The sequence below is a fragment of the Citrobacter sp. CRE-46 genome, from assembly GCF_059615875.1.
Genome location: NZ_CM184341.1, coordinates 4261110 through 4284860, shown reverse-complemented (window position 1 = coordinate 4284860; position 23751 = coordinate 4261110). Strand labels below are relative to the sequence as shown.

Below are 23751 nucleotides of genomic sequence, written 5' to 3'. Positions count from 1 at the left end.
CTTTTGCATCGCATGAACTAAGAAGTTAATGGCTAAAGAATGAATACACAACAACTGGCAAAACTGCGTTCCATCGTGCCCGAAATGCGTCGCGTTCGGCACATTCACTTTGTCGGCATCGGTGGTGCTGGTATGGGCGGTATTGCCGAAGTTTTGGCCAATGAAGGTTATCAGATCAGCGGTTCTGACTTAGCGCCAAATCCGGTGACGCAGCAGTTGACGAATCTCGGCGCCACGATTTTCTTCAACCATCGTCCGGAAAACGTACGCGATGCGAGCGTGGTGGTGGTCTCCAGCGCCATTTCTGCGGATAACCCTGAAATTGTTGCGGCGCATGAAGCGCGCATTCCGGTGATCCGTCGCGCTGAAATGCTGGCGGAGTTAATGCGTTTTCGTCACGGCATCGCCATTGCCGGGACGCATGGTAAAACCACGACCACGGCGATGGTCTCCAGTATTTACGCGGAAGCGGGGCTGGATCCGACCTTTGTTAACGGTGGTCTGGTGAAGGCCGCAGGCGTTCATGCACGTCTGGGTCATAGCCGTTATTTGATTGCCGAAGCGGACGAGAGCGATGCGTCGTTCCTGCATTTGCAGCCGATGGTGGCGATTGTCACCAATATCGAAGCCGACCATATGGATACCTACCATGGCGACTTCGAAAATTTAAAGCAGACGTTTATTAATTTCCTGCATAACTTGCCGTTTTATGGTCGTGCGGTGATGTGCGTTGACGATCCGGTGATCCGCGAACTGCTACCGCGAGTTGGCCGTCAAACCACAACCTATGGTTTCAGTGATGATGCCGATGTACGCGTTGAAGATTACCAGCAGATCGGCCCGCAGGGACATTTCACCCTGGTGCGTCAGGGGATGGCCGAACTACGCGTAACGTTGAACGCGCCGGGCCGTCACAATGCGCTGAACGCGGCTGCCGCGGTAGCGGTCGCAACGGAAGAAGGTATTGAAGACGACGCGATCCTGCGCGCGCTGGAAAGTTTCCAGGGGACCGGACGCCGTTTTGACTTCCTCGGCGAATTCCCGCTTGAGCCGGTTAACGGTAAAGCCGGGACCGCGATGCTGGTTGATGATTACGGCCATCACCCAACGGAAGTGGATGCCACGATTAAAGCCGCGCGCGCGGGCTGGCCGGACAAAAATCTGGTGATGCTGTTCCAGCCGCATCGGTATACGCGTACGCGCGATTTGTACGATGACTTTGCCAACGTGCTGACTCAGGTTGATGCGCTGTTGATGCTGGATGTATACGCCGCGGGCGAAGCCGCCATTCCAGGCGCTGACAGCCGCTCGCTGTGCCGTACTATTCGTGGTCGCGGTAAGATCGATCCTATTCTGGTATCCGATCCGGCCCAGGTGGCTGAAATGTTGGCACCGGTATTAACCGGCAACGATCTGATTTTGGTGCAAGGCGCTGGAAATATCGGCAAAATTGCGCGTTCCTTAGCTGAAATCAAACTGAAGCCGCAAAATCCGGAGGAAGAACAACATGGCTGATAAAATCGCGGTCCTGTCAGGGGGCACTTCCGCAGAACGAGAAGTGTCGCTGAACTCTGGCGCGGCTGTGCTCGCCGGGTTGCGTGAAGGCGGCGTGGATGCCCATCCGGTTGACCCCAAAGAGGTTGATGTCACTCTTCTGAAATCAATGGGTTTTCAGAAGGTGTTTATTGCGCTGCACGGCCGTGGCGGTGAAGATGGCACGTTGCAGGGCATGCTGGAGCAAATTGGCCTGCCTTATACCGGCAGCGGCGTCATGGCTTCCGCGATTTCGATGGACAAACTGCGCAGCAAGCTGCTGTGGCAGGGCGCAGGTTTACCCGTCGCGCCATGGGTTGCGTTGACCCGCACTGAGTTCGAAAAAGGTCTTAGCGATGAGGTAGTTGCAAAAATTTCTGCGTTAGGTTTGCCGCTGATTGTGAAGCCAAGCCGTGAAGGTTCCAGCGTAGGGATGTCAAAAGTTGAAGAAGAAAATGCTTTGCAGGGTGCATTAGCATTGGCTTTTCAGCATGATGAAGAAGTACTGATTGAAAAATGGCTCAGTGGCCCGGAATTTACCGTTGCGATACTCGGCGAAGAAATTTTACCGTCAATACGTATCCAACCCGCGGGAACCTTCTATGATTATGAGGCGAAGTATCTCTCTGATGAGACACAATATTTCTGCCCTGCAGGTCTGGAAGTCGAGCAAGAGGCCCAATTACAGGATTTAGTCCTGAAAGCGTGGACCGCCTTAGGCTGTAAAGGTTGGGGGCGCATTGACGTCATGCTGGACAGCGATGGCCAGTTTTATCTGCTGGAAGCCAATACCTCTCCGGGTATGACCAGCCACAGCCTGGTGCCGATGGCGGCGCGTCAGGCGGGTCTGAGCTTCTCGCAGTTGGTGGTAAGAATTCTGGAGTTGGCGGACTGATATGTCGCAGGCTGCGCTGAACACGCGAAACGGTGATGAAGAAGAAGTAAACTCCTCACGCCGCAATAATGGAACGCGTCTTGCAGGAATACTGTTCCTGCTGACAGTGCTGTGCACCGTGTTTGTCAGCGGCTGGGTCGTGTTGGGATGGATGGAAGATGCGCAGCGTTTGCCGTTGTCAAAACTGGTGTTAACCGGCGAACGGCATTACACGCGCAATGATGATATCCGTCAGTCCATTCTGGCGCTGGGCGCGCCGGGAACCTTTATGACCCAGGATGTGAACATCATCCAGAGTCAGATTGAACGCCTCCCGTGGATTAAACAGGCGAGCGTCAGAAAGCAATGGCCTGATGAATTGAAGATTCATCTGGTTGAATATGTGCCAGTTGCGCGTTGGAATGACCAGCACATGGTGGATGCTGAAGGCAATACGTTCAGCGTCCCATCCGGTCGGGCCAATAAGCAGGTATTACCCATGTTGTACGGACCGGAAGGTAGCGCAAGTGAAGTGCTGCAAGGGTTCCGCGATATGGGGCAGGTGCTGGCTAAGGATAGATTCACCCTGAAGGAAGCGGCGATGACCGCGCGTCGTTCCTGGCAGTTGACGCTGAATAACGATATTAAGCTCAATCTGGGCAGGGGCGATACGATAAAACGTTTGGCTCGCTTTGTGGAACTCTACCCGGTTTTACAGCAGCAGGCGCAAACCGATGGCAAACGGATTAGCTACGTTGATTTGCGTTATGACTCAGGAGCGGCAGTAGGCTGGGTTCCCTTGCCTCCTGAGGAATCTAATCAGCAACAGAATCAGGCACAGGCAGAACAACAATGATCAAGGCGACGGACAGAAAACTGGTAGTTGGACTGGAGATTGGCACCGCGAAGGTAGCCGCTTTAGTAGGGGAAGTTCTGCCCGACGGTATGGTCAATATCATTGGCGTGGGCAGTTGCCCATCGCGAGGTATGGATAAAGGCGGGGTGAATGACCTTGAGTCTGTGGTGAAATGCGTACAGCGCGCCATTGACCAGGCTGAGCTGATGGCAGATTGCCAGATATCCTCGGTGTATCTGGCGCTTTCCGGCAAACACATTAGCTGTCAGAATGAAATTGGTATGGTGCCCATTTCCGAAGAGGAAGTGACGCAGGAAGATGTGGAAAACGTCGTACATACGGCAAAATCCGTACGCGTGCGCGATGAACATCGTGTTCTGCACGTTATTCCGCAGGAATACGCCATTGACTACCAGGAAGGTATCAAAAATCCGGTAGGTCTTTCCGGCGTACGTATGCAGGCAAAAGTGCATCTTATTACCTGCCACAACGACATGGCGAAGAATATTGTCAAAGCCGTTGAACGTTGTGGTCTGAAAGTTGACCAACTGATTTTCGCCGGACTGGCAGCCAGTTATTCCGTGTTGACGGAAGATGAACGTGAACTGGGTGTCTGCGTGGTAGATATTGGTGGTGGTACAATGGATATCGCCGTTTATACTGGCGGGGCGTTGCGCCATACCAAAGTGATCCCTTATGCAGGGAATGTGGTGACCAGCGATATCGCGTATGCCTTTGGTACGCCGCCGAGCGATGCTGAAGCCATCAAAGTACGTCATGGCTGCGCGCTGGGCTCCATCGTCGGTAAAGACGAGAGCGTTGAGGTGCCAAGCGTGGGCGGTCGTCCGCCGCGTAGCCTGCAGCGTCAGACTTTGGCAGAGGTCATTGAGCCGCGTTATACCGAGCTGCTCAACCTGGTCAACGAAGAAATTTTGCAATTACAAGAACAGCTTCGCCAGCAGGGGGTGAAACATCATCTGGCGGCGGGGATTGTGTTAACCGGTGGCGCAGCGCAAATTGAAGGTCTTGCAGCCTGCGCACAGCGCGTGTTCCATACGCAAGTCCGTATTGGCGCACCGCTGAATATTACCGGTCTGACGGATTATGCCCAGGAGCCGTATTATTCAACGGCGGTGGGGCTGCTTCACTACGGGAAAGAGTCCCATTTGAGTGGTGAGGCTGAAGTTGAAAAACGCGTAACGGCGTCAGTTGGCTCGTGGATTAAACGACTCAATAGCTGGCTGAGAAAAGAGTTTTAATTTTTAAAGAGACCGACGCACATTAAAGGTCTCAGGCGACAGGCACAACGGAGAGAGAAACTATGTTTGAACCTATGGAACTAACCAATGACGCGGTGATTAAAGTCATCGGCGTCGGCGGCGGCGGCGGTAATGCCGTTGAACACATGGTGCGCGAGCGCATCGAAGGTGTTGAATTCTTTGCGGTGAATACCGACGCTCAGGCGTTGCGTAAAACGGCGGTTGGACAGACCATTCAGATTGGTAGCGGCATCACCAAAGGTCTGGGCGCGGGTGCAAACCCGGAAGTCGGTCGTAATGCGGCAGACGAAGATCGTGAAGCTCTGCGTGCAGCGCTTGACGGTGCAGACATGGTGTTTATCGCAGCAGGAATGGGCGGCGGTACCGGAACCGGTGCTGCGCCAGTGGTTGCTGAAGTGGCAAAAGATTTAGGTATCCTGACCGTTGCTGTCGTGACTAAGCCTTTCAACTTTGAAGGCAAGAAGCGTATGGCATTCGCGGAGCAGGGTATCACCGAACTGTCCAAACACGTGGACTCTCTGATCACTATCCCGAACGACAAACTGCTGAAAGTGCTGGGCCGTGGTATCTCCCTGCTGGATGCGTTTGGCGCAGCGAACGACGTGCTGAAAGGCGCAGTCCAGGGTATCGCTGAACTGATTACGCGTCCGGGCCTGATGAACGTCGACTTTGCAGACGTGCGCACCGTGATGTCCGAAATGGGCTACGCGATGATGGGCTCCGGCGTGGCAAGCGGTGAAGACCGTGCGGAAGAAGCGGCTGAAATGGCTATCTCTTCTCCGCTGCTGGAAGATATCGATCTGTCCGGCGCGCGCGGCGTGCTGGTCAACATTACTGCGGGCTTCGACCTGCGTCTGGATGAATTCGAAACCGTCGGTAACACCATCCGTGCCTTTGCATCGGACAACGCGACCGTGGTTATCGGTACCTCTCTGGACCCGGATATGAACGACGAACTGCGCGTGACCGTTGTTGCGACTGGAATTGGTATGGACAAGCGTCCTGAAATCACTCTGGTAACCAACAAGCAGGTCCAGCAGCCGGTAATGGATCGTTACCAGCAGCACGGTATGGCGCCGTTGACGCAAGAGCAAAAACCGGTTGCGAAAGTGGTTAACGACAATACGCCGCAAACCACCAAAGAGCCGGATTATCTGGATATCCCTGCGTTCCTGCGTAAGCAAGCTGATTAAGAATTAGCTGGAATTTGGGAATTGTGGCTCTTTGTGCTAAACTGGCCCACCGAATGTATAGTACACTTCGGTTGGATAGGTAATTTGGCGAGATTATACGATGATCAAACAAAGGACTCTTAAACGTATCGTTCAGGCGACTGGCGTCGGTTTGCATACCGGCAAAAAAGTCACCCTGACATTACGCCCTGCGCCGGCCAACACCGGGGTCATCTATCGTCGCACCGACTTGAATCCTCCGGTAGATTTCCCGGCCGATGCCAAATCTGTGCGTGATACCATGCTCTGTACGTGTCTGGTCAACGAGCATGATGTACGGATTTCAACCGTTGAGCACCTTAACGCTGCTCTGGCGGGCTTAGGTATCGATAACATCGTTATTGAAGTTAATGCCCCGGAAATCCCGATTATGGATGGCAGTGCCGCTCCGTTCGTTTATCTGCTGCTTGATGCGGGTATTGAAGAACTGAGCAGCGCCAAAAAATTTGTTCGCATCAAAGAGACCGTTCGTGTCGAAGATGGCGATAAGTGGGCTGAGTTTAAGCCGTATAATGGTTTCACGTTGGATTTCACCATCGACTTTAACCATCCGGCAATCGACTCCAGCACGCAGCGCTACGCGATGAATTTCTCTGCGGATGCGTTCATGCGCCAGATCAGCCGCGCGCGTACTTTCGGCTTCATGCGTGATATCGAATATCTGCAGTCCCGCGGCCTGTGCCTGGGCGGCAGCTTCGATTGTGCCATCGTTGTTGACGATTATCGCGTATTGAACGAAGACGGCCTGCGTTTTGAAGACGAATTCGTTCGTCACAAAATGCTCGACGCGATTGGTGACTTGTTCATGTGTGGTCACAACATTATTGGTGCATTCACCGCGTATAAATCCGGTCATGCATTGAATAACAAACTGTTGCAGGCGGTCCTGGCGAAACAGGAAGCTTGGGAATATGTGACCTTCCAGGACGATGCAGAACTGCCGCTGGCGTTCAAAGCACCTTCGACCGTACTGGCATAACGACATACGCTGTCGCATAAATTCGACTGGTTAATCTGGCACTCTCTCCGGCCAGGTGAACCAGTCGTTTTTTTATTTTCCGATTGCAAACCACCTTCCCTGAAGCGACTTTCTCCCCACCGGCAGAGTAAAATAGCGTTCGATCGCTGCTTTCTTAAGCATATTTACCCGCGACTTGCGTCATTACTGCTGTGGTGCGAACGCATTAATGGTAATATTTGTGCGCAAAAAATGGTTTTGCATATGTAACCCCAAACGCAGGGTATATCAGGTGGCAATAACGTGAGTGGAATACTGACGCGCTGGCGACAGTTAGGCAGACGGTACTTCTGGCCGCATCTCCTGTTGGGGATGGTCGCGGCTAGTTTTGGCCTGCCCGCGCTCGGTAATGCTGCTGAACCTAATACCCCCGCGAAGGCGACCGCCAGCAATCACGATCAAGGCGCTAAAGTTAACTTTAACCAGCTTGCTTTGCTGGAAGCGACCAATCGCCGCCCGAATTTTACCGTCGACTACTGGCATCAGCATGCTATTCGTACGGTTATTCGCCATCTTTCTTTTGCTATGGCTCCTCAGGCGCTGCCCGTTGCCGAAGAGCCGTTGCCAATCCAGGCGCACCATCTTGCGTTATTGAATACGCTCAGCGCGATGCTGACGCAAGAAGGCAGACCGCCAGCGACCGTGAGTCGCGTGACATACTCCCACTTTACCTCTCAGGCCGCGTTTAGCGTTCCGGTCTGGATCAGCCAGCTGCAGGGCATCCGCGCTGGCCCTCAACGCCTCAGCTAAAAAAGAACCTTCCAACTTATAATTTTTGACTCCGCACCGCGGGGCGTTTGAGATTTTATTATGCTAATCAAATTATTAACAAAAGTATTCGGTAGCCGTAACGAACGTACGCTGCGTCGTATGCGTAAAGTGGTCAATGTCATCAACGCCATGGAACCGGAGATGGAAAAACTCTCCGATGATGAGCTGAAAGCAAAGACCGCGGAATTCCGCGCCCGTTTGGAAAAAGGCGCCAGCGTTGAGAGCCTGATCCCGGAAGCGTTCGCGGTGGTTCGCGAAGCGAGTAAGCGTGTGTTCGGCATGCGCCACTTCGACGTTCAGCTGCTGGGCGGTATGGTGCTTAACGATCGCTGCATCGCGGAAATGCGTACCGGTGAAGGTAAAACCCTGACCGCAACGCTGCCGGCGTACCTGAACGCGTTAAGCGGGAAAGGCGTACACGTGGTTACTGTGAACGACTACCTGGCCCAGCGTGACGCCGAAAATAACCGCCCGCTGTTTGAATTCCTCGGCATGACTGTCGGTATCAACATGTCTGGCCTGCCAGCGCCAGCTAAGCGTGAAGCTTATAATGCCGATATTACCTACGGCACCAACAACGAATACGGCTTTGACTACCTGCGTGACAACATGGCGTTTAGCCCGGAAGAGCGTGTTCAGCGTAAACTGCACTATGCGCTGGTCGATGAAGTCGACTCCATCTTGATCGATGAAGCGCGTACGCCGCTGATCATTTCCGGTCCGGCTGAAGACAGCTCGGAAATGTATAAAAAAGTGAACAAAATCATTCCGCACCTGATCCGTCAGGAGAAGGAAGATTCCGACACTTTCCAGGGTGAAGGCCACTTCTCCGTTGATGAGAAAGCGCGCCAGGTTAACCTGACCGAACGGGGTCTGGTGCTGATTGAAGAACTGTTGGTGAACGAAGGCATTATGGATGAGGGCGAGTCGCTGTACTCTCCGGGCAACATTATGCTGATGCACCACGTGACTGCCGCACTGCGCGCGCACGTGCTGTTTACCCGTGACGTCGACTACATCGTGAAAGATGGCGAAGTTATCATCGTCGACGAACACACTGGTCGTACGATGCAGGGGCGTCGCTGGTCCGATGGCCTGCACCAGGCTGTTGAAGCGAAAGAAGGCGTGGAGATCCAGAACGAAAACCAGACGCTGGCATCCATTACCTTCCAGAACTACTTCCGTTTGTACGAAAAACTGGCCGGTATGACCGGTACTGCAGATACTGAAGCGTTTGAATTCAGCTCCATCTACAAACTGGATACCGTGGTCGTTCCGACCAACCGTCCGATGATCCGTAAGGATTTACCGGATCTGGTGTACATGACCGAAGCGGAAAAAATTCAGGCGATTATTGAAGATATTAAAGAGCGTACCGCAAATGGCCAGCCGGTGCTGGTGGGTACTATCTCCATTGAAAAATCGGAAGTGGTCTCTAACGAGCTGACCAAAGCAGGCATTAAGCACAACGTGCTGAACGCCAAGTTCCACGCCAGCGAAGCGGATATCGTCGCCCAGGCGGGTTATCCGTCAGCCGTCACTATTGCGACAAACATGGCGGGTCGTGGTACCGATATCGTGCTGGGTGGTAGCTGGCAGGCGGAAGTTGCCGAGCTGCAAGACCCAACTCCGGAACAGATCGCCCAGATCAAAGCTGATTGGCAGGTTCGTCATGACGCGGTGTTAGCGGCCGGCGGTTTACATATTATCGGTACTGAGCGTCATGAATCTCGTCGTATCGATAACCAGCTGCGTGGTCGTTCCGGTCGTCAGGGTGATGCGGGTTCGTCTCGTTTCTATCTGTCGATGGAAGATGCGCTGATGCGTATTTTTGCCTCTGACCGCGTGTCCGGCATGATGCGTAAACTGGGTATGAAGCCGGGTGAAGCGATTGAACACCCATGGGTGACGAAAGCGATTGCAAACGCGCAGCGTAAAGTGGAAAGCCGCAACTTCGACATTCGTAAGCAACTGCTGGAATATGATGACGTTGCTAACGATCAGCGCCGCGCAATCTACACCCAGCGTAACGAACTGCTGGATGTCTCTGACGTTAGCGAAACCATTAACAGCATCCGCGAAGACGTCTTCAAAGCGACGATTGATGCCTATATTCCGCCGCAGTCTCTGGAAGAGATGTGGGATATTCCGGGTCTGCAGGAGCGCCTGAAAAACGACTTTGATCTGGATATGCCGATTTCAGAGTGGCTGGATAAAGAACCTGAGCTGCACGAAGAAACGCTGCGCGAACGTATTCTGGCAAACGCGGTAGAAGTTTATCAGCGTAAAGAAGACGTTGTGGGCGCAGAGATGATGCGTCACTTCGAAAAAGGCGTGATGCTGCAAACGCTCGACTCGCTGTGGAAAGAGCACCTGGCGGCGATGGATTACCTGCGTCAGGGTATCCACCTGCGTGGTTACGCGCAAAAAGATCCGAAGCAGGAATACAAGCGTGAATCCTTCTCTATGTTTGCATCAATGCTGGAATCACTGAAGTATGAAGTGATCAGCACCCTGAGCAAAGTTCAGGTACGTATGCCTGAAGAAGTCGAAGCGATGGAGCAGCAGCGTCGTGAAGAAGCTGAGCGTTTAGCGCAGATGCAGCAGTTGAGCCATAAAGGCGACGATGCCGCCGCAGCAGAAGAGATGGCAGCACAAACCGGCGAGCGTAAAGTGGGTCGTAACGATCCGTGCCCTTGCGGTTCCGGCAAAAAATACAAACAGTGCCATGGCCGTCTGAGCTAAGAAAATAACTTATTGAAAAGGCGCAGACTTCTGCGCCTTTTTTATGGACGATGAAAATGAAAAAATTGCAGATCGCCGTCGGGATTATTCGTAACCAGCACAATGAAATTTTTATCACCCAGCGTGCGGCGGATGCCCATATGGCAAATAAGCTGGAATTCCCCGGCGGGAAAATTGAAGCGGGTGAAACGCCAGAGCAGGCGCTGATTCGCGAACTACAGGAAGAAGTTGGGATCACACCGACTCAGAATTCACTGTTCGAAAAGCTGGAGTATCAGTTTCCGGACCGGCACATTACGCTGTGGTTCTGGCTGGTGGAAAGCTGGGAAGGCGAACCGTGGGGAAAAGAGGGGCAACCGGCGCAGTGGATTGCGCAAGATGCTCTGAATGTGGAGGACTTCCCGCCCGCGAATGCCCCGGTAATTGAAAAGCTGATTGCGGGCTAAGGGTGTTCGTAGGCCTGATAAGCGCAGCGCCATCAGGCAAAACAACATGCAACGCCGGATGCGGCGTTGCTTTATCCCGTTTTAGCAGAATTATTTCTGCTCTTCACTCCAGTCGTCGCTTTCCGACAGATCGCCAGAGCTTGGGATACGTTTCTCTTCTGCGGCCCACTCACCCAGATCGATTAACTGGCAGCGTTTGCTGCAGAATGGGCGAAACGGACTGACTTCAGCCCACACCACGGGTTTACCGCAGGTTGGGCAGTTGACGATGGTTTGTTCAGACATGTTGACTCCTTAACAGCACGCCAGATCAAAATCGAGACGCTCAGGCACCTGGCCATTCTCGCTATCCAGCGGCATAAAACGAATGGCAAAACGGCTCTTATGACCAGAAATTTGCGGATAAAGCTGCGAATCCAGCGGCAGCTGCAAGCGCAGCAAATCGGCATCTTCGCCGTTGTCCTGGTAAAAACCATTCAGGCTGGTTTGTTTACGAAACGGCGCCGAGTTACGAATTAAATCCAGCACCAGCGACAACGCCTGGTTGAGTGGATTCAGGCTGGCAAGCCAGGTTTCAACCTGCGCGTCGCGTTGCGGCTGTGGTAAATGTAACCAGATATGCAGGGTGGGGAGATCGAAACTGCAGCATCCGCCAGGAATGCTTAAACGCTGACGCACGAGGCCAATCAGGCGATCTTCACGCAGCGTTTGTCCAATGCGTGGGGCCGAAATCAGAATGCTGCCCGCGCTTTTTAACTGTTGGCGCAATGCGTCGATTCTGCTTTGATCGACGCCGGGAACTTCAACCCAGGCCTGGAGTTTACGCTGTTGTCGTTCAAGTTCTTTCAGGAGTTCGGTGCGAACTTCACCGCGTTCAAAGACATCCAGTAAATCGCCGATATTACGGAAAAAATGCAGTGCGCCTGCATGGTCTGCAATAGGTAAATTAACGGAGAGCTGTTGGATCAAAAACTCTATGCGCAGCCATGTACGCATCTTCTCATTGAGAGGGTGTTCAAAAAGGACCTGGGTGTGCATTACGGTTTTTCCTGTGAGACAAACTGCAACGCGCATTGCAAATAGAGCGCGTGCAGGCGGGCGACATCCGAGGCGATGGCTTCCGGTGCGCCATTATTATCAATAACATCGTCTGCCACGGCCAGACGCGCTTCACGCGTAGCCTGGGCAGCAAGAATTTGTTCAACATGCTCGCGCGTCACATCATCACGCTGCATTGTTCGTCTGAGCTGGGTCTCGGGGGTGACATCCACCACCAGCACGCGGTTGGCTTTTTTATACAGCGCATTCTCTACCAGCAATGGGACAACCCATAACAGATAGGGCGAGGTCGCTTGATCAAACTGACGCTGTGTTTCCTGCTGAATAAGCGGATGGAGCAGTGCATTTAGCCAGCTTTTTTCCTCAGGATTAGAAAAAATACGTTCGCGTAAAATGCGTCGCTGTAGCGAACCGTCCGCGGCTATCACGTCGGAACCAAAATGTTCTTCAATCGCCATGAGGGCAGGCGTACCTGGTTCAACCACCTGACGCGCAATGATATCTGCATCAATCACGTTTATTCCGAGGTCAGCGAACGCATTTGCAACGGTGCTTTTACCACTGCCAATGCCGCCGGTTAAGGCTACTGTATACCTCATAGATGCAGATCCTGGAGTTTAAGTTTGATTATCAAACAGTTAAAAGTTAAGCGCGCGAAGGCGAGGCTGCTGCAGGATTAACCTACTATTCGCCAGGTAAATTTATGGGATTGTAGCGTAAAAAAAGAGAATTTCGCAGTCTTGCGCGGCATTGATTAGTGCGTATGATAGCGTCACTGGAGTTGTGAGTTTCGATTTTTCGCCATTAACCCCAGGAATCCGCACATGCGTATCGAAGAAGATCTGAAGTTAGGTTTCAAAGACGTTCTTATCCGCCCTAAGCGTTCTACTCTCAAAAGCCGTTCCGATGTTGAGCTGGAACGTCAATTTACCTTTAAGCATTCAGGTCAGACCTGGTCCGGCGTACCGATTATCGCTGCGAACATGGACACTGTCGGGACATTTGCCATGGCAAAGGCGCTGGCATCCTTCGACATCCTGACCGCTGTGCACAAACACTATTCTGTTGAAGACTGGTCTGCCTTTATCGCGGATAGCTCTGCCGATATCCTCAAGCATGTGATGGTTTCCACCGGCACGTCTGACGCAGATTTCGAAAAAACCAAACAGATTCTGGCGCTCAACCCGGCGCTGAACTTTATCTGCATTGATGTGGCAAATGGCTACTCTGAGCATTTTGTTCAGTTTGTGTCAAAAGCGCGTGAAGCATGGCCGACGAAAACGATCTGTGCGGGCAATGTGGTTACCGGCGAAATGTGTGAAGAGCTGATACTGTCCGGTGCGGACATTGTCAAAGTCGGTATTGGGCCTGGTTCTGTATGTACCACGCGTGTAAAAACCGGCGTTGGCTATCCGCAGCTCTCTGCAGTGATTGAATGTGCCGATGCAGCCCACGGTCTGGGCGGTATGATTGTCAGCGACGGCGGCTGCACAATGCCGGGCGACGTGGCAAAAGCATTCGGCGGCGGTGCGGACTTCGTTATGCTCGGCGGCATGCTGGCCGGTCATGAAGAAAGTGGCGGCAAAATTGTTGAAGAGAACGGTGAGAAATTCATGCTGTTCTACGGTATGAGCTCTGAATCTGCCATGACGCGTCACGTAGGTGGTGTTGCACAGTACCGCGCTGCAGAAGGTAAAACTGTTAAGCTGCCGCTGCGTGGTCCGGTTGATAATACCGCTCGCGATATCCTCGGTGGCCTGCGTTCAGCTTGTACTTATGTAGGCGCCTCCCGTCTGAAAGAGCTAACCAAACGTACAACGTTTATTCGTGTACAGGAACAAGAAAACCGCGTTTTCAATAGCCTGTAACATGATGAAGCTGGCGTGTGGTAATGCGCCAGCTTTATCCTACGCCGCTCATTGCATCTCCCAAATGGAAAATCGGTAAATACATCGCGACAACCAGCGTACCGATGATCAAACCCGTAATGACCAGTAACGCGGGCTCAAGTAGCGCAGCCAGATTTTCCGCCTGAGACAGCGTTTTCTCCCCGTGATGGTGGGCGAGATTACGCAGCATTGCATCCAGCGAGCCGGATGCTTCCCCCGTTCTTACCAGCTGTATACATAATGGACTGAATTCGCCGCAATTTTTCAGCGCCAACCAGACAGGTTTCCCGGCGCTGATATCGTGATGAACCTGCGCTAAACGTTGAGACCAGAAAGGGCTGGCAAGCGTTTCACTAACGCTCTCAAGACCCTGTAAAAAGGGAATGCCAGCGTTTTGTGTTAACGCCAGAACGGTAAAGATCTGCGTGAGTTTTTGCCCTCTGACCATTGCTCCTGTAACAGGGAGCCCAAGCAACCATTTCTGACTCAGAATGCGCCAATACGGTTTCTGTTTGATCACGTGATATGTCATAACCGAGAGCATCGTGAATGCTACCGCCAGCCACCCCCATTGGCTGCTGTAGTGGTCGATGGCAATCATCCCCCGAGTGAGCGCTGGTAGTGGGGTGTTAAACGTTTGGTAGATGGCGGCAAACTCAGGGAGCACAAACTGCAGCATCGCAAATACCACTATTACCGCCATCGTGATGATGATTATCGGATAGCGCAGGGCTTTTTTAACTTTATCAGCGAGTTGCTGCTGGTTTTTTTGCTGTCTGGCGAGTTCAAAACAGCAGTCATCCAACTTACCTGTAAGCTCTCCGGTACGAATCATCGCCTGATAAAGTGGCGGAAAAACGTGTTGCCATGTTGCGAGTGAGGTGGAGAGGGAAATGCCCTGCTCCATATCGTGAGCCAGCGTGCGCAGGAGCGCCTGCCACTGGCTGCTGGGATGCTGTTCAGCCAGCAGGGTTAGCGCTGCCGAGAGTGTTAGCCCTGCTTTCAGTAAGGTTGCCAACTGATGTATGGTTTCGGCGCTTCTTTCACGGCTCCAGTGAGAGTTTTTGACACGGATACGTTTAATACGTAACGGCGTGATATGCCGCTGCTCCAGCGCTTGTATCAGCGAGAGTCGGGTATCAGCCCATAATACTCCTTCCGACGGCTCACCTTCGTTGTTAATGCCTTGCCAGCGCCAAAGCTGTTTAGCTGACATGCGGCATGCCCAGTACGCGAATAAGTTCTTCATATGTCGTTAAGCCTTGTTCGACAGCCTGACAGCCATTCTCGAAAAGCGTACGCCCTGATAGCTGAGCATCTGACTCGACCCCGTCTGCGGATGTGCCACTGGCGATGCTCTGGCGTAATGCAGGTGTCACCGGGAGCACTTCAAACAATGCGGTACGACCATAAAAGCCGTGATAACAATGTTCGCAACCAGGCGCATGCCAACGTGGCAGTGGCATGGGCCAGATTGCTTGGGGGAGCGTAATGGATGTATCCAGGCGTTGTCGGCAATGGGGGCATAGCTTTCTGACCAGGCGCTGGGCAATGACGAGCGTCAGTGCGGAGGCGATCATCCAGCGCGCAACCCCCATTTGCTGCAGGCGTACCAGCGTTTCACTGGTGGAATTAGTATGCAGTGTTGACAGAACCAGATGACCGGTTTGTGCCGCCTTAAGCGCTATTTCAGCCGTTTCGCCATCGCGGATTTCGCCGACCATAATGATGTCGGGATCCTGGCGCAGCAGAGCGCGCAATACGCCCTGAAAAGTAAGACCTGCGCGTGGATGAATTTGTGTCTGGTTAAGGCCTGCGATGGGGATCTCTACCGGATCCTCTACGCTACAAAGATTCACCTCTGATGTATTTCGGGTTTGTAGCGCGCTGTACAGGGTGACCGTTTTACCACTCCCGGTAGGCCCGGTAACCAGAATCAGCCCTTGAGGCTGCTGCAACGCTTGCGAAAATGCTGCCAGCTGCGCGTCCTGCATGCCCAGCGCGGTGATATCCAGTGTCTGATCGACCTGATGAAGTAGCCGTAGTACAACCTTTTCACCCCAGCGACAGGGCAGGGTGGAGATACGAAACGAGATGGGTTGTCCTGAAATCTCAATGGTAAATTGTCCGTCTTGTGGCAGCCGGTGCTCAGCAATATCCAGGCTGCCTAATACTTTTAATCTTGCGGTGATAGCGATGCCCATCTCAGTTGTGACTTCCGGCAAAGCGTGTAATACGCCATCCACGCGTAATCTGATCTGATAGCGATGTTCCGCTGGTTCAAAGTGAATATCAGAAGCCCGTTGTGCCAGGGCGGATTGAAACGTCTGATTCAGCAACCCAGCTGCGGTGGCGCTGCTTTCAGACACTACGACCGGTAACATTTTCTGTGGCGTATGCGTGTGGCCTTCCATTTGCTGGCGCGTCCAGCAAACAATGTCGATACGTCGGGTGGTGGCAAAATGCAGGGCGTCCAGCAGTTCATGGGACGGTGCATCCACCACGGCGATGTGCACTACTTCATTGTCTGCATCGAGTAATATTCCCTGATAACGCTGGCATAGCGCCGTGAGTTGCGTGGTATTCATCTCTTTTCCTTAGTACGTGTCGAAGCGGAAAACGTCTTCGCAAGCCTGTTGTAGTGCGCTGTCATTTGGAATGGCGCAGTTACGGTTCCAGCCGGTAATACCGTTGGCATTGTCCCAACCCGGCGTCATCGTGATACTTAGCCCATTCAGGCTTTCCTGGCCTGTGAGGCTGACAACGCCTTTTTCAACCCTCATGCCTGAGACATAACGGGTGGTTGTGGGGGAGGGAATGCCATTGGTCCCGGCATCGCAAGTCTCTGTTCCACCATGCTCCAGCGCACAGAGCTCGACCGCAGTGCGATAGGGGACAAAGGTTTGCAGCATGTCTGTCAGGGCGGCTTTGCGTAGATAGTTTTGATAAGCCGGAATGCCGATGGCGCTAAGAATGGCAATGATGCCAATGACCACCATCAGTTCGATAAGCGTGAAGCCTCGTTGTTTATCCATTGTTGATTCGCTCCTGGAGTTAGCTGGCGCTACTTTGGCAAATCGAACGGATCTTAGGCGAGAGACAAAAAACAGAACGGGAAAGCGGGTTCAGAGGATTTTTACGAAATTACAGGATCAGACAACGTATTTGCGAAGGGGCTCGAAGAAACTGCCTGATGACGGCGTAAATGCCTTATCCGGCTGGGGGAGGCCCGATAAGCGAAGCGCCATCGGGCCTTGCAATGAGCAATTAACGAAAACGCATGGAGAGATCGAGCGCGCGGACGTGCTTGGTCAGTGCGCCAACGGAGATAAAGTCCACACCGGTTTCGGCAAATTCGCGCAGCGTTTCATGGGTGACGTTACCCGAGACTTCCAGACGCGCCTGGCCGTTGGTGCGTTTTACCGCTTCGCGCATTTGCTCAGTTTCGAAGTTATCGAGCATGATGATGTCCGCCCCGGCTTTCAGTGCGTCGTCCAGTTCTTCCAGGCTTTCAACTTCAACTTCAACAGGCACATCCGGATGCAACCAGAAGGCTTTTTCAACGGCCTTACGTACCGAACCAGAAGCAATAATGTGGTTTTCTTTAATCAGGAAGGCGTCAGAAAGCCCCAGGCGATGATTCGCGCCGCCGCCGCATAACACGGCATATTTCAGAGCGGTACGCAGTCCTGGCAGCGTTTTACGTGTATCCAGTAGTTGGGTTTTTGTCCCCGCCAGCAGATCGACGTATTTACGCACCTCGCTCGCCACGCCCGAAAGCGTCTGTACAAAATTAAGCGCGGTACGTTCGCCGGTCAGCAGTACACGGGAGGGGCCGTCCAGCTCAAACAGCGGTTGATTAGCCTTAATGCTGTCGCCATCTTCGACATGCCAGGTGATGTTGACATCATCGCCAGCCAATTGAATAAAGACCTCTTCCACCCAACGTTTCCCGCAAAAAACGCCATTTTCTCGGGTAATCACGGTGGCGTGGGAACGCATATCTTCGGGTAAAAGCTGTGCGGTGATATCGTTATTGGCATCAACTTCTCCGCCTAAATCTTCGCGCAGTGCCTGAGCTACAGCGGCAGGGATATCCAGATTTATGCGTTCCAACAGCGCGTCACGTCGGTAGTCAGGGTTATAGCGGCGAGGCGGCATGATAAAACTCCAAATTGCTAACGAATCATAAGGTAGAAACATGCTACCCTGAACCTGGTATGAGCACCACCAATAAGGAGATTCTGCATGTTGTTAGACGAGGGCTGGCTGGCAGAGGCGCGACGCGTTCCCTCTCCTCATTACGATTGCCGCCCGGATGACGAAACCCCTTCTCTGCTGGTGGTGCATAATATCAGTCTGCCGCCCGGCGAGTTTGGCGGCCCGTGGATAGACGCGTTATTTACCGGCACGATTGATCCCAAGGCCCATCCTTTTTTTGCTGAGATCGCCCATTTGCGCGTCTCAGCCCATTGTTTGATCCGCCGTGATGGTGAGATTGTGCAGTACGTCCCTTTTGATAAACGCGCCTGGCATGCGGGCGTGTCAAATTATCAGGGGCGTGAGCGCTGTAATGATTTTTCAATTGGTATTGAGCTGGAAGGAACGGATACGCTGGCCTATACCGATGCACAGTATAAGCAACTGGCCGCCGTGACGAATGCACTGATTACGCGTTATCCGGCCATTGCCAACAATATGACTGGACACTGTAATATTGCCCCCGAACGTAAGACCGATCCCGGGCCGTCTTTTGACTGGGCAAAATTTCGCGCCCTGGTCACCCCCTCGTCGCACAAGGAGATGACATGACGTTGTTTACAACATTACTGGTGTTGATTGTTGAACGCCTGTTTAAGCTGGGTGAGCACTGGCAGCTTGATCATCGGGTGGAAGCTTTTTTCCGCAGAATTAAGCACTTCTCGATGATGCGTACGGCGGGCATGACCCTGATTGCAATGGGACTGACATTCCTGCTGCTGCGCGCGGTTCATGGGCTGCTGTTTAATGTTCCGTTGCTGGTGGCGTGGATCTTAATTGGCTTGCTGTGCATCGGCGCAGGCAAGGCGCGTCTCCACTATCATGCCTATTTGCAGGCGGCCGCTCGCGATGACGCACATGCTCGTGAGGCGATGGCCAGCGAGCTGACGCTTATACATGGGGTTCCGCCGGATTGCGATGAGCGAGAGTTCTTGCGCGAGCTGCAGAACGCGTTGTTATGGAACAACTTCCGCTTTTATCTGGCGCCGTTATTCTGGTTGATTGTCGGTGGTCCTTGGGGACCGGTGACGCTGGTTGGTTATGCCTTTTTACGCGCCTGGCAGTCCTGGCTGGCGCGCTATCAGACGCCGCATCAGCGTCTGCAATCGGGTATTGATGCGATCCTGCATGTGCTGGACTGGATCCCGGTTCGTTTGGCTGGCGTAGTCTATGCGTTGCTGGGACACGGCGAGAAAGCGTTGCCGGCCTGGTTTGCCTCACTGGCGGATCTGCATACTTCGCAATATCAGGTGTTAACGCGTCTGGCGCAGTTCTCTTTGGCGCGTGAACCGCATACTGATAAAGTCGAAACGCCAAAAGCGGCTGTTTCAATGGCGAAGAAGACCTCTTTTGTGGTGGTGGTGATTATCGCGTTGCTCACCATTTATGGCACATTAGTGTAGCGTTGTGCCGGATGGCGCTAACGCTTATCCGGCCTGGAATGGAAAACGTGTAGGCCCGGTAAGCATTAGCGCCACCGGGCAGTGCAACGGCTTAGATCGTATCAGCAGGCGGGATGCCAAAATCGGGCATCCCGTTTTCGTCCCAGCGCACCAGTTTCAGACGTGTATGGCGGTTTGGATCGTACAACGGATCGCCTTCAATCTCAGTGTAATTTCTCGCGTGGTACACCAGTACATCTTCACCATCCGGCGTTTGCGTAAAACTGTTGTGTCCCGGTCCATACTGGCGATTTTCATAGCTGGTGGTAAAGACCGGGCGCGGTGATTTATGCCAGTTCTGCGGGGTGAGCGGATCGTCGTTGAGGCCAATCCACAGTAACCCCATACAGTAATTCTCATCGGTGGCGCTGGCCGAATAGCTGATAAACAGCTTGTCGCCATGCACCATGACTGCCGGACCCTCGTTGACCCAGAAACCCCGGCATTCCCAGTCATACTCAGGATGGCTGAGCATGACCGGCTCGCCTTTAATCGTCCATGGGTTTTCCAGCTCTGCGAGATAAATATTGGAATTTCCGGCGATATTTGGCGATTTCTGTGCCCACAAATACCACTGTTTCCCCTGATGATTAAAGGTGGTGGCGTCCAGGGCGAAGGTATCAAACTGCGTTTTAATCTGGCCTTTCTCTATCCACTTGCCGGTCAGCGGATCGGCGTCTGCGCACTCCAGGGCAAACATGCGGTGCTGGAACATCCCCAGCTTATCAAGCGCCTGAGTATGGGTAGCGGCAAAATAGATGTACCACTTGCCTGCCAGATGATGAAGTTCCGGCGCCCAGATGAGTTGGCTCATAGGACCACTTTCCGGCTTACGCCAGACGACAACGGGAGTGGCGGAGCGCAATCCCTCCAGAGAGTCGGCCCGACGAATCTCCAGTCGGTCATATTCTGGCACTGACGCAATGAAATAGTAGTGGCTACCGTCGCGTAAGATAAACGGATCGGCGCGTTGTTCGATAAAGGGATTTGGCCACTGTTTCATTAGGCTTTCCTTAAGGGTTCAGTCGTTTTTATATCGTGGTATTCATTGAGTTCACGGTAGTTGGTACGGCGTTTTTCCAGATCGGTCTGGATTTGCTGCATAAACTCGCGGTCAACTTTTAGCAGGCGAACCACGCCTGCGGTAATCAGATAACCTACGCCAGGTATGATGGTGAACAGCAGCATAATACCGTTAATGGCGGAGTCGCTTTGCGCTTTCGCCCCTGCGTCGTAGCCGTACCAGGAGAGCAGGAAGCCTACCATCGCCCCGGCAATTGCCAGGCCCAGCTTGAGGAAAAACAGGTTACCGGAGAAACTGATCCCGGTGATGCGCTTACCGGTTTTCCACTCGCCGTAGTCATCGACATCCGCCATCAACGACCAGTGCAGCGGGGAAGGGATCTGATGCAGGACGTTGAGCAGGAAGTAGAGCACCATAATCATCATGGTGGCTTTCGGGTCGAAGAAATAAAATGCAGCGGAGAAAATCGCCAGGATGATGTTGGTCCAGAAGAACACCTTCAGTTTGCACCAGCGATCGGTTAATACCTTCGCCAGCATGCTGCCGATCATCATGCCGACGACGCCGAGGCTGATAAACAACGTGGCGAACTGCGTGCTTTGTTGCATAACCCACGTAACGTAGTACATGGTGGCGGCCATGCGAATAAAGCCCGGGCAGACGTTGCACAGGGTTAACAGCAGGATTTTTACCCACTGGTCGTTCTTCCACACGTCTTTCAGGTCGGCTTTTAAATCGTCGTTAGTCTGCACGGCGGGGCGAACGCGTTCACGGACTGATGCAAAGCAAAACAGGAACATACACATGCCGATGAAGGCGAGTACCGCCATCGCCATCTGATACCCTTTAGCTTTGTCTTCCCCGCCAAACCAGTCGGCCATTGGCAGCAGGGTAAGGGAGAGCAGTAGGGTTGCGATTCCTACCAATACAAAGCGATATGACTGGCAGGCGACGCGTTCCTTGGGATCGTTGGTGATAACGCTGCCGAGCGAGCAGTAGGGAATGTTGATCGCCGTATAGGTAATAGAGAGCAGGAAGTAGGTGACGAAGGCATAGATAACCTTGCTGTTATACGTCCACTCAGGGGTGGTAAACATAAGCACGCTGAATAATGCGTAAGGGAAAGCCATCCACAAAAGCCATGGACGAAATCGACCATATTTACTGCGTGTGCGGTCGGCCATCGCGCCCATTATAGGGTCGGTAACGGCATCGATAACGCGTACTGAGAGCAGTAATACGCCGACCAGGGCAGGTGCAAGACCAAAAATATCTGTGTAAAAATAGTTAACAAACAACATGATGGCGCCAAAGATGATGTTGCATCCGGCGTCGCCCATTCCATAGCCGATCTTTTCTTTCACCGTGAGCTTACTGGTTTCCATCAACTGCACTCCATTAATGAGATATGGAGAGAATTATTGTCTGGTACCGGTGTTTTTACGTTGCAGGATAACGCCGCTGATATGGACGAAACAGTCGTGAATGGGAAAGTGTGAGGCAGGTAACAACCCCCACCCGGTCCAGGTGGGGGAGGGAAGTTTAATGCGCTTTAACCGCGCGGGCCGTTTTCTGCTTGCACAGATAGCCGATGCCAAGAATACCAATCCATACCGGGATTAAGTACACCGAGATCGCCATGCCCGGCGTCATCAGCATAATCACCAGCACTGCGGCCATGAACAGCAGGCATACCCAGTTACCCAGCGGGTAGAACAGCGCAGGGAAGCGGGTGGTTACGCCCTGCTGCTGTTTGGCTTTGCGGAACTTCATGTGCGCCAGGCTGATCATCGCCCAGTTGATCACCAGGGCGGAAACCACCAATGCCATCAGTAGGCCAAAGGCGGATTCCGGCGCCAGATAGTTGATCAGCACGCACAGAGCCGTTACCAGCGCGGAGACCAGAATAGTGTTCACCGGTACGCCGCGTTTGTCGACGTTCATCAGCGCTTTCGGCGCATTACCCTGCTGCGCCAGACCGAACAGCATACGACTGTTGCAGTATACGCAGCTGTTATAGACAGAAAGGGCGGCGGTCAACACCACGATGTTCAGCGCATTGGCAACAAAGGTGTCGCCCAGCTCGTGGAAAATAAGGACAAACGGGCTGGTATCAGCGGTGACGCGCGTCCACGGCATCAGGGAAAGCAGAACCGCCAGCGAACCGACATAGAAAATCAGGATACGGTAGATAACCTGGTTAGTCGCTTTGGGAATGCTTTGCTCCGGGTTATCGGCTTCTGCCGCGGTGATGCCGACCAGTTCCAGCCCACCAAAGGAGAACATGATAATCGCCATCATCATCACCAGACCGGTGAAGCCGTGCGGCAGGAATCCCCCCTGGCTCCACAAGTTGCTGACGGTGGCCTGTGGGCCACCGTTGCCGCTAAACAGCAGCCAGCCGCCGAACAGGATCATGGCGACTACGGCGATGACTTTAATAATGGCAAACCAGAACTCCATCTCGCCAAACACCTTCACGTTGGTCAGGTTGATGGCGTTGATCAGCACGAAGAAGGCCGCCGCAGAAACCCAGGTTGGGATCTCCGGATACCAGAACTGAATGTATTTACCTACGGCAGTTAGCTCTGCCATGGCAACCAAAACGTACAGTACCCAATAGTTCCAGCCGGAAGAGAAACCCGCGAAACCGCCCCAGTATTTATAGGCAAAGTGGCTAAAGGAGCCTGCAACCGGCTCTTCAACGACCATTTCACCGAGCTGGCGCATGATCAAAAAGGCGATAAAGCCGGCAATAGCGTAACCCAGGATAATCCCCGGTCCTGCAGACTGGATAACGGATGCGCTACCGAGGAATAACCCGGTACCAATCGCGCCACCCAGCGCGATTAGCTGTATATGGCGGTTTTTAAGGCCGCGCTTGAGCTGATCGCCATGCGGTTGACTTTCCATCATTAAACCTCGTGTGTGGTTTTACTCTTCATAATTTCGAGTACTTATTTTTTGAACTACGCAGCAATGCGTGTGTAAGTTTGCAATTCCGTTTGTTGTATTAATTTGTTTACAGATGCCAATAAAGAAATGTTACCTTAATACTTTTGTCTTGATCAGAATAATGGTATGCGGGCGCGAATGCACCTGCTTTATGCGAGGGTGTTGACGAGTTGAATAAAAAGAAACCATTTGTAAATGCGAGTTTAACTACCACAAAATTTCCATTATGAATTTTTATTCATAAATTTTGCTTATAAACTCGATGATTAAGTGGGTGAATCGGTTCAGATAATATATTTTTTCGTTTAAATTAGGTTAAAACTACCCCGTGGTGGGTAAATTTAACATTTGTGCATAGTTACATGTT

22 protein-coding genes are annotated in these 23751 nt (G+C 52.7%); 12 read left to right on the top strand and 10 right to left on the bottom strand.

Going from position 1 to position 23751, the window contains the following annotated elements:
* The first annotated feature begins 39 nt into the window (after positions 1-39).
* From murC to mutT, 9 genes are all read left to right on the top strand, one after another.
* Positions 40-1515 carry a UDP-N-acetylmuramate--L-alanine ligase gene (gene murC, locus AC534G_RS20900; RefSeq protein WP_085048311.1) on the top strand — a complete coding sequence of 492 codons (1476 nt, stop codon included), beginning with the start codon at positions 40-42 and terminating at the stop codon, positions 1513-1515.
* Positions 1508-2428: a D-alanine--D-alanine ligase gene (locus tag AC534G_RS20895; protein ID WP_110498743.1), complete on the top strand. Its 921-nt coding sequence runs from the start codon at positions 1508-1510 to the stop codon at positions 2426-2428. The genes murC and AC534G_RS20895 overlap by 8 nt, the downstream gene beginning before the upstream one ends.
* 1 nt (position 2429) lies before the next feature.
* Positions 2430-3263 (top strand): cell division protein FtsQ, encoded by an 834-nt coding sequence (gene ftsQ, locus AC534G_RS20890; RefSeq protein WP_069324054.1) that lies wholly within the window; start codon positions 2430-2432, stop codon positions 3261-3263.
* Entirely contained in the window at positions 3260-4522 is a 1263-nt protein-coding gene (gene ftsA, locus AC534G_RS20885; RefSeq protein ID WP_003018755.1) for a cell division protein FtsA, read from the top strand. The genes ftsQ and ftsA overlap by 4 nt, the downstream gene beginning before the upstream one ends.
* Positions 4523-4584: 62 nt before the next feature.
* Positions 4585-5736, top strand: coding sequence for a cell division protein FtsZ (gene ftsZ / locus AC534G_RS20880; protein ID WP_003018753.1), 1152 nt, complete (start codon positions 4585-4587; stop codon positions 5734-5736).
* 100 nt (positions 5737-5836) lie between these two features.
* On the top strand, positions 5837-6754 hold the full coding sequence (gene lpxC, locus AC534G_RS20875; protein ID WP_006686706.1) for a UDP-3-O-acyl-N-acetylglucosamine deacetylase: 918 nt from the start codon (positions 5837-5839) through the stop codon (positions 6752-6754).
* 282 nt (positions 6755-7036) lie between these two features.
* Positions 7037-7543, top strand: coding sequence for a secA translation cis-regulator SecM (gene secM / locus AC534G_RS20870; RefSeq protein ID WP_038637228.1), 507 nt, complete (start codon positions 7037-7039; stop codon positions 7541-7543).
* A 60-nt stretch (positions 7544-7603) separates the two neighbouring features.
* The gene (secA, locus tag AC534G_RS20865; RefSeq protein ID WP_069324052.1) at positions 7604-10309 is read left to right on the top strand and encodes a preprotein translocase subunit SecA; all 2706 of its coding nucleotides are present in this window, start codon (positions 7604-7606) and stop codon (positions 10307-10309) included.
* A 56-nt stretch (positions 10310-10365) separates the two neighbouring features.
* The gene (gene mutT / locus AC534G_RS20860; RefSeq protein WP_038642991.1) at positions 10366-10755 is read left to right on the top strand and encodes an 8-oxo-dGTP diphosphatase MutT; all 390 of its coding nucleotides are present in this window, start codon (positions 10366-10368) and stop codon (positions 10753-10755) included.
* Positions 10756-10845: 90 nt separating this feature from the next.
* Here the strand turns inward: mutT and yacG are convergent, their stop codons facing one another.
* The 3 genes from yacG to coaE are packed head-to-tail and all read right to left on the bottom strand — an operon-like array spanning position 10846 to position 12413.
* A complete protein-coding gene (yacG, locus tag AC534G_RS20855) occupies positions 10846-11040 on the bottom strand; it encodes a DNA gyrase inhibitor YacG (protein WP_003018740.1) in 195 nt (64 codons plus the stop codon).
* A gap of 9 nt (positions 11041-11049) precedes the next feature.
* Positions 11050-11793 (bottom strand): cell division protein ZapD, encoded by a 744-nt coding sequence (gene zapD, locus AC534G_RS20850; protein ID WP_038637234.1) that lies wholly within the window; start codon positions 11791-11793, stop codon positions 11050-11052.
* Entirely contained in the window at positions 11793-12413 is a 621-nt protein-coding gene (gene coaE, locus AC534G_RS20845; protein ID WP_110498742.1) for a dephospho-CoA kinase, read from the bottom strand. Before coaE ends, zapD begins: the two co-directional genes overlap by 1 nt.
* A 225-nt stretch (positions 12414-12638) precedes the next feature.
* Here coaE and AC534G_RS20840 point away from each other — a divergent pair, with 225 nt between their 5' ends.
* Positions 12639-13682 (top strand): GMP reductase, encoded by a 1044-nt coding sequence (locus tag AC534G_RS20840; RefSeq protein ID WP_038637240.1) that lies wholly within the window; start codon positions 12639-12641, stop codon positions 13680-13682.
* 34 nt (positions 13683-13716) lie between these two features.
* On the opposite strand, the gene hofC is transcribed toward AC534G_RS20840, so the two are convergent.
* From hofC to nadC, 4 genes are all read right to left on the bottom strand, one after another.
* On the bottom strand, positions 13717-14919 hold the full coding sequence (hofC, locus tag AC534G_RS20835) for a protein transport protein HofC (RefSeq protein WP_110498741.1): 1203 nt from the start codon (positions 14917-14919) through the stop codon (positions 13717-13719).
* Positions 14909-16291 carry a type II secretion system protein GspE gene (gspE, locus tag AC534G_RS20830; RefSeq protein WP_110498740.1) on the bottom strand — a complete coding sequence of 461 codons (1383 nt, stop codon included), beginning with the start codon at positions 16289-16291 and terminating at the stop codon, positions 14909-14911. Before gspE ends, hofC begins: the two co-directional genes overlap by 11 nt.
* Positions 16292-16300: 9 nt before the next feature.
* Positions 16301-16738 carry a prepilin peptidase-dependent pilin gene (gene ppdD, locus AC534G_RS20825; protein WP_038637249.1) on the bottom strand — a complete coding sequence of 146 codons (438 nt, stop codon included), beginning with the start codon at positions 16736-16738 and terminating at the stop codon, positions 16301-16303.
* A 232-nt stretch (positions 16739-16970) separates the two neighbouring features.
* Entirely contained in the window at positions 16971-17864 is an 894-nt protein-coding gene (gene nadC, locus AC534G_RS20820; RefSeq protein ID WP_085048304.1) for a carboxylating nicotinate-nucleotide diphosphorylase, read from the bottom strand.
* A gap of 87 nt (positions 17865-17951) precedes the next feature.
* Between nadC and ampD the strand changes: the two genes are divergently transcribed.
* The gene (gene ampD / locus AC534G_RS20815; RefSeq protein WP_038637254.1) at positions 17952-18515 is read left to right on the top strand and encodes a 1,6-anhydro-N-acetylmuramyl-L-alanine amidase AmpD; all 564 of its coding nucleotides are present in this window, start codon (positions 17952-17954) and stop codon (positions 18513-18515) included.
* A complete protein-coding gene (gene ampE, locus AC534G_RS20810; protein ID WP_038637257.1) occupies positions 18512-19366 on the top strand; it encodes a beta-lactamase regulator AmpE in 855 nt (284 codons plus the stop codon). Before ampD ends, ampE begins: the two co-directional genes overlap by 4 nt.
* Positions 19367-19457: 91 nt before the next feature.
* Here ampE and AC534G_RS20805 read toward each other — a convergent pair whose 3' ends face one another.
* The 3 genes from AC534G_RS20805 to aroP all read right to left on the bottom strand — a co-directional run bounded on the left by AC534G_RS20805 (position 19458) and on the right by aroP (position 23345).
* Positions 19458-20408, bottom strand: a complete 951-nt coding sequence (locus AC534G_RS20805) for a glycoside hydrolase family 43 protein (protein WP_110498739.1) — start codon at positions 20406-20408, stop codon at positions 19458-19460.
* Positions 20408-21814, bottom strand: coding sequence for a glycoside-pentoside-hexuronide (GPH):cation symporter (locus AC534G_RS20800; RefSeq protein ID WP_110498738.1), 1407 nt, complete (start codon positions 21812-21814; stop codon positions 20408-20410). Before AC534G_RS20800 ends, AC534G_RS20805 begins: the two co-directional genes overlap by 1 nt.
* 157 nt (positions 21815-21971) lie before the next feature.
* Positions 21972-23345 (bottom strand): aromatic amino acid transporter AroP, encoded by a 1374-nt coding sequence (gene aroP, locus AC534G_RS20795; RefSeq protein WP_087857667.1) that lies wholly within the window; start codon positions 23343-23345, stop codon positions 21972-21974.
* Between the last annotated feature and the right edge of the window lie 406 nt (positions 23346-23751).

Coding starts and splice junctions, on each gene's coding strand:
- murC (WP_085048311.1), top strand. CDS start 40: ATGAATACACAACAACTGGCAAAACTGCGTTCCATCGTGCCCGAAATG.
- AC534G_RS20895 (WP_110498743.1), top strand. CDS start 1,508: ATGGCTGATAAAATCGCGGTCCTGTCAGGGGGCACTTCCGCAGAACGA.
- ftsQ (WP_069324054.1), top strand. CDS start 2,430: ATGTCGCAGGCTGCGCTGAACACGCGAAACGGTGATGAAGAAGAAGTA.
- ftsA (WP_003018755.1), top strand. CDS start 3,260: ATGATCAAGGCGACGGACAGAAAACTGGTAGTTGGACTGGAGATTGGC.
- ftsZ (WP_003018753.1), top strand. CDS start 4,585: ATGTTTGAACCTATGGAACTAACCAATGACGCGGTGATTAAAGTCATC.
- lpxC (WP_006686706.1), top strand. CDS start 5,837: ATGATCAAACAAAGGACTCTTAAACGTATCGTTCAGGCGACTGGCGTC.
- secA (WP_069324052.1), top strand. CDS start 7,604: ATGCTAATCAAATTATTAACAAAAGTATTCGGTAGCCGTAACGAACGT.
- mutT (WP_038642991.1), top strand. CDS start 10,366: ATGAAAAAATTGCAGATCGCCGTCGGGATTATTCGTAACCAGCACAAT.
- yacG (WP_003018740.1), bottom strand. CDS start 11,040: ATGTCTGAACAAACCATCGTCAACTGCCCAACCTGCGGTAAACCCGTG.
- zapD (WP_038637234.1), bottom strand. CDS start 11,793: ATGCACACCCAGGTCCTTTTTGAACACCCTCTCAATGAGAAGATGCGT.
- coaE (WP_110498742.1), bottom strand. CDS start 12,413: ATGAGGTATACAGTAGCCTTAACCGGCGGCATTGGCAGTGGTAAAAGC.
- AC534G_RS20840 (WP_038637240.1), top strand. CDS start 12,639: ATGCGTATCGAAGAAGATCTGAAGTTAGGTTTCAAAGACGTTCTTATC.
- hofC (WP_110498741.1), bottom strand. CDS start 14,919: ATGTCAGCTAAACAGCTTTGGCGCTGGCAAGGCATTAACAACGAAGGT.
- gspE (WP_110498740.1), bottom strand. CDS start 16,291: ATGAATACCACGCAACTCACGGCGCTATGCCAGCGTTATCAGGGAATA.
- ppdD (WP_038637249.1), bottom strand. CDS start 16,738: ATGGATAAACAACGAGGCTTCACGCTTATCGAACTGATGGTGGTCATT.
- nadC (WP_085048304.1), bottom strand. CDS start 17,864: ATGCCGCCTCGCCGCTATAACCCTGACTACCGACGTGACGCGCTGTTG.
- ampD (WP_038637254.1), top strand. CDS start 17,952: ATGTTGTTAGACGAGGGCTGGCTGGCAGAGGCGCGACGCGTTCCCTCT.
- ampE (WP_038637257.1), top strand. CDS start 18,512: ATGACGTTGTTTACAACATTACTGGTGTTGATTGTTGAACGCCTGTTT.
- AC534G_RS20805 (WP_110498739.1), bottom strand. CDS start 20,408: ATGAAACAGTGGCCAAATCCCTTTATCGAACAACGCGCCGATCCGTTT.
- AC534G_RS20800 (WP_110498738.1), bottom strand. CDS start 21,814: ATGGAAACCAGTAAGCTCACGGTGAAAGAAAAGATCGGCTATGGAATG.
- aroP (WP_087857667.1), bottom strand. CDS start 23,345: ATGATGGAAAGTCAACCGCATGGCGATCAGCTCAAGCGCGGCCTTAAA.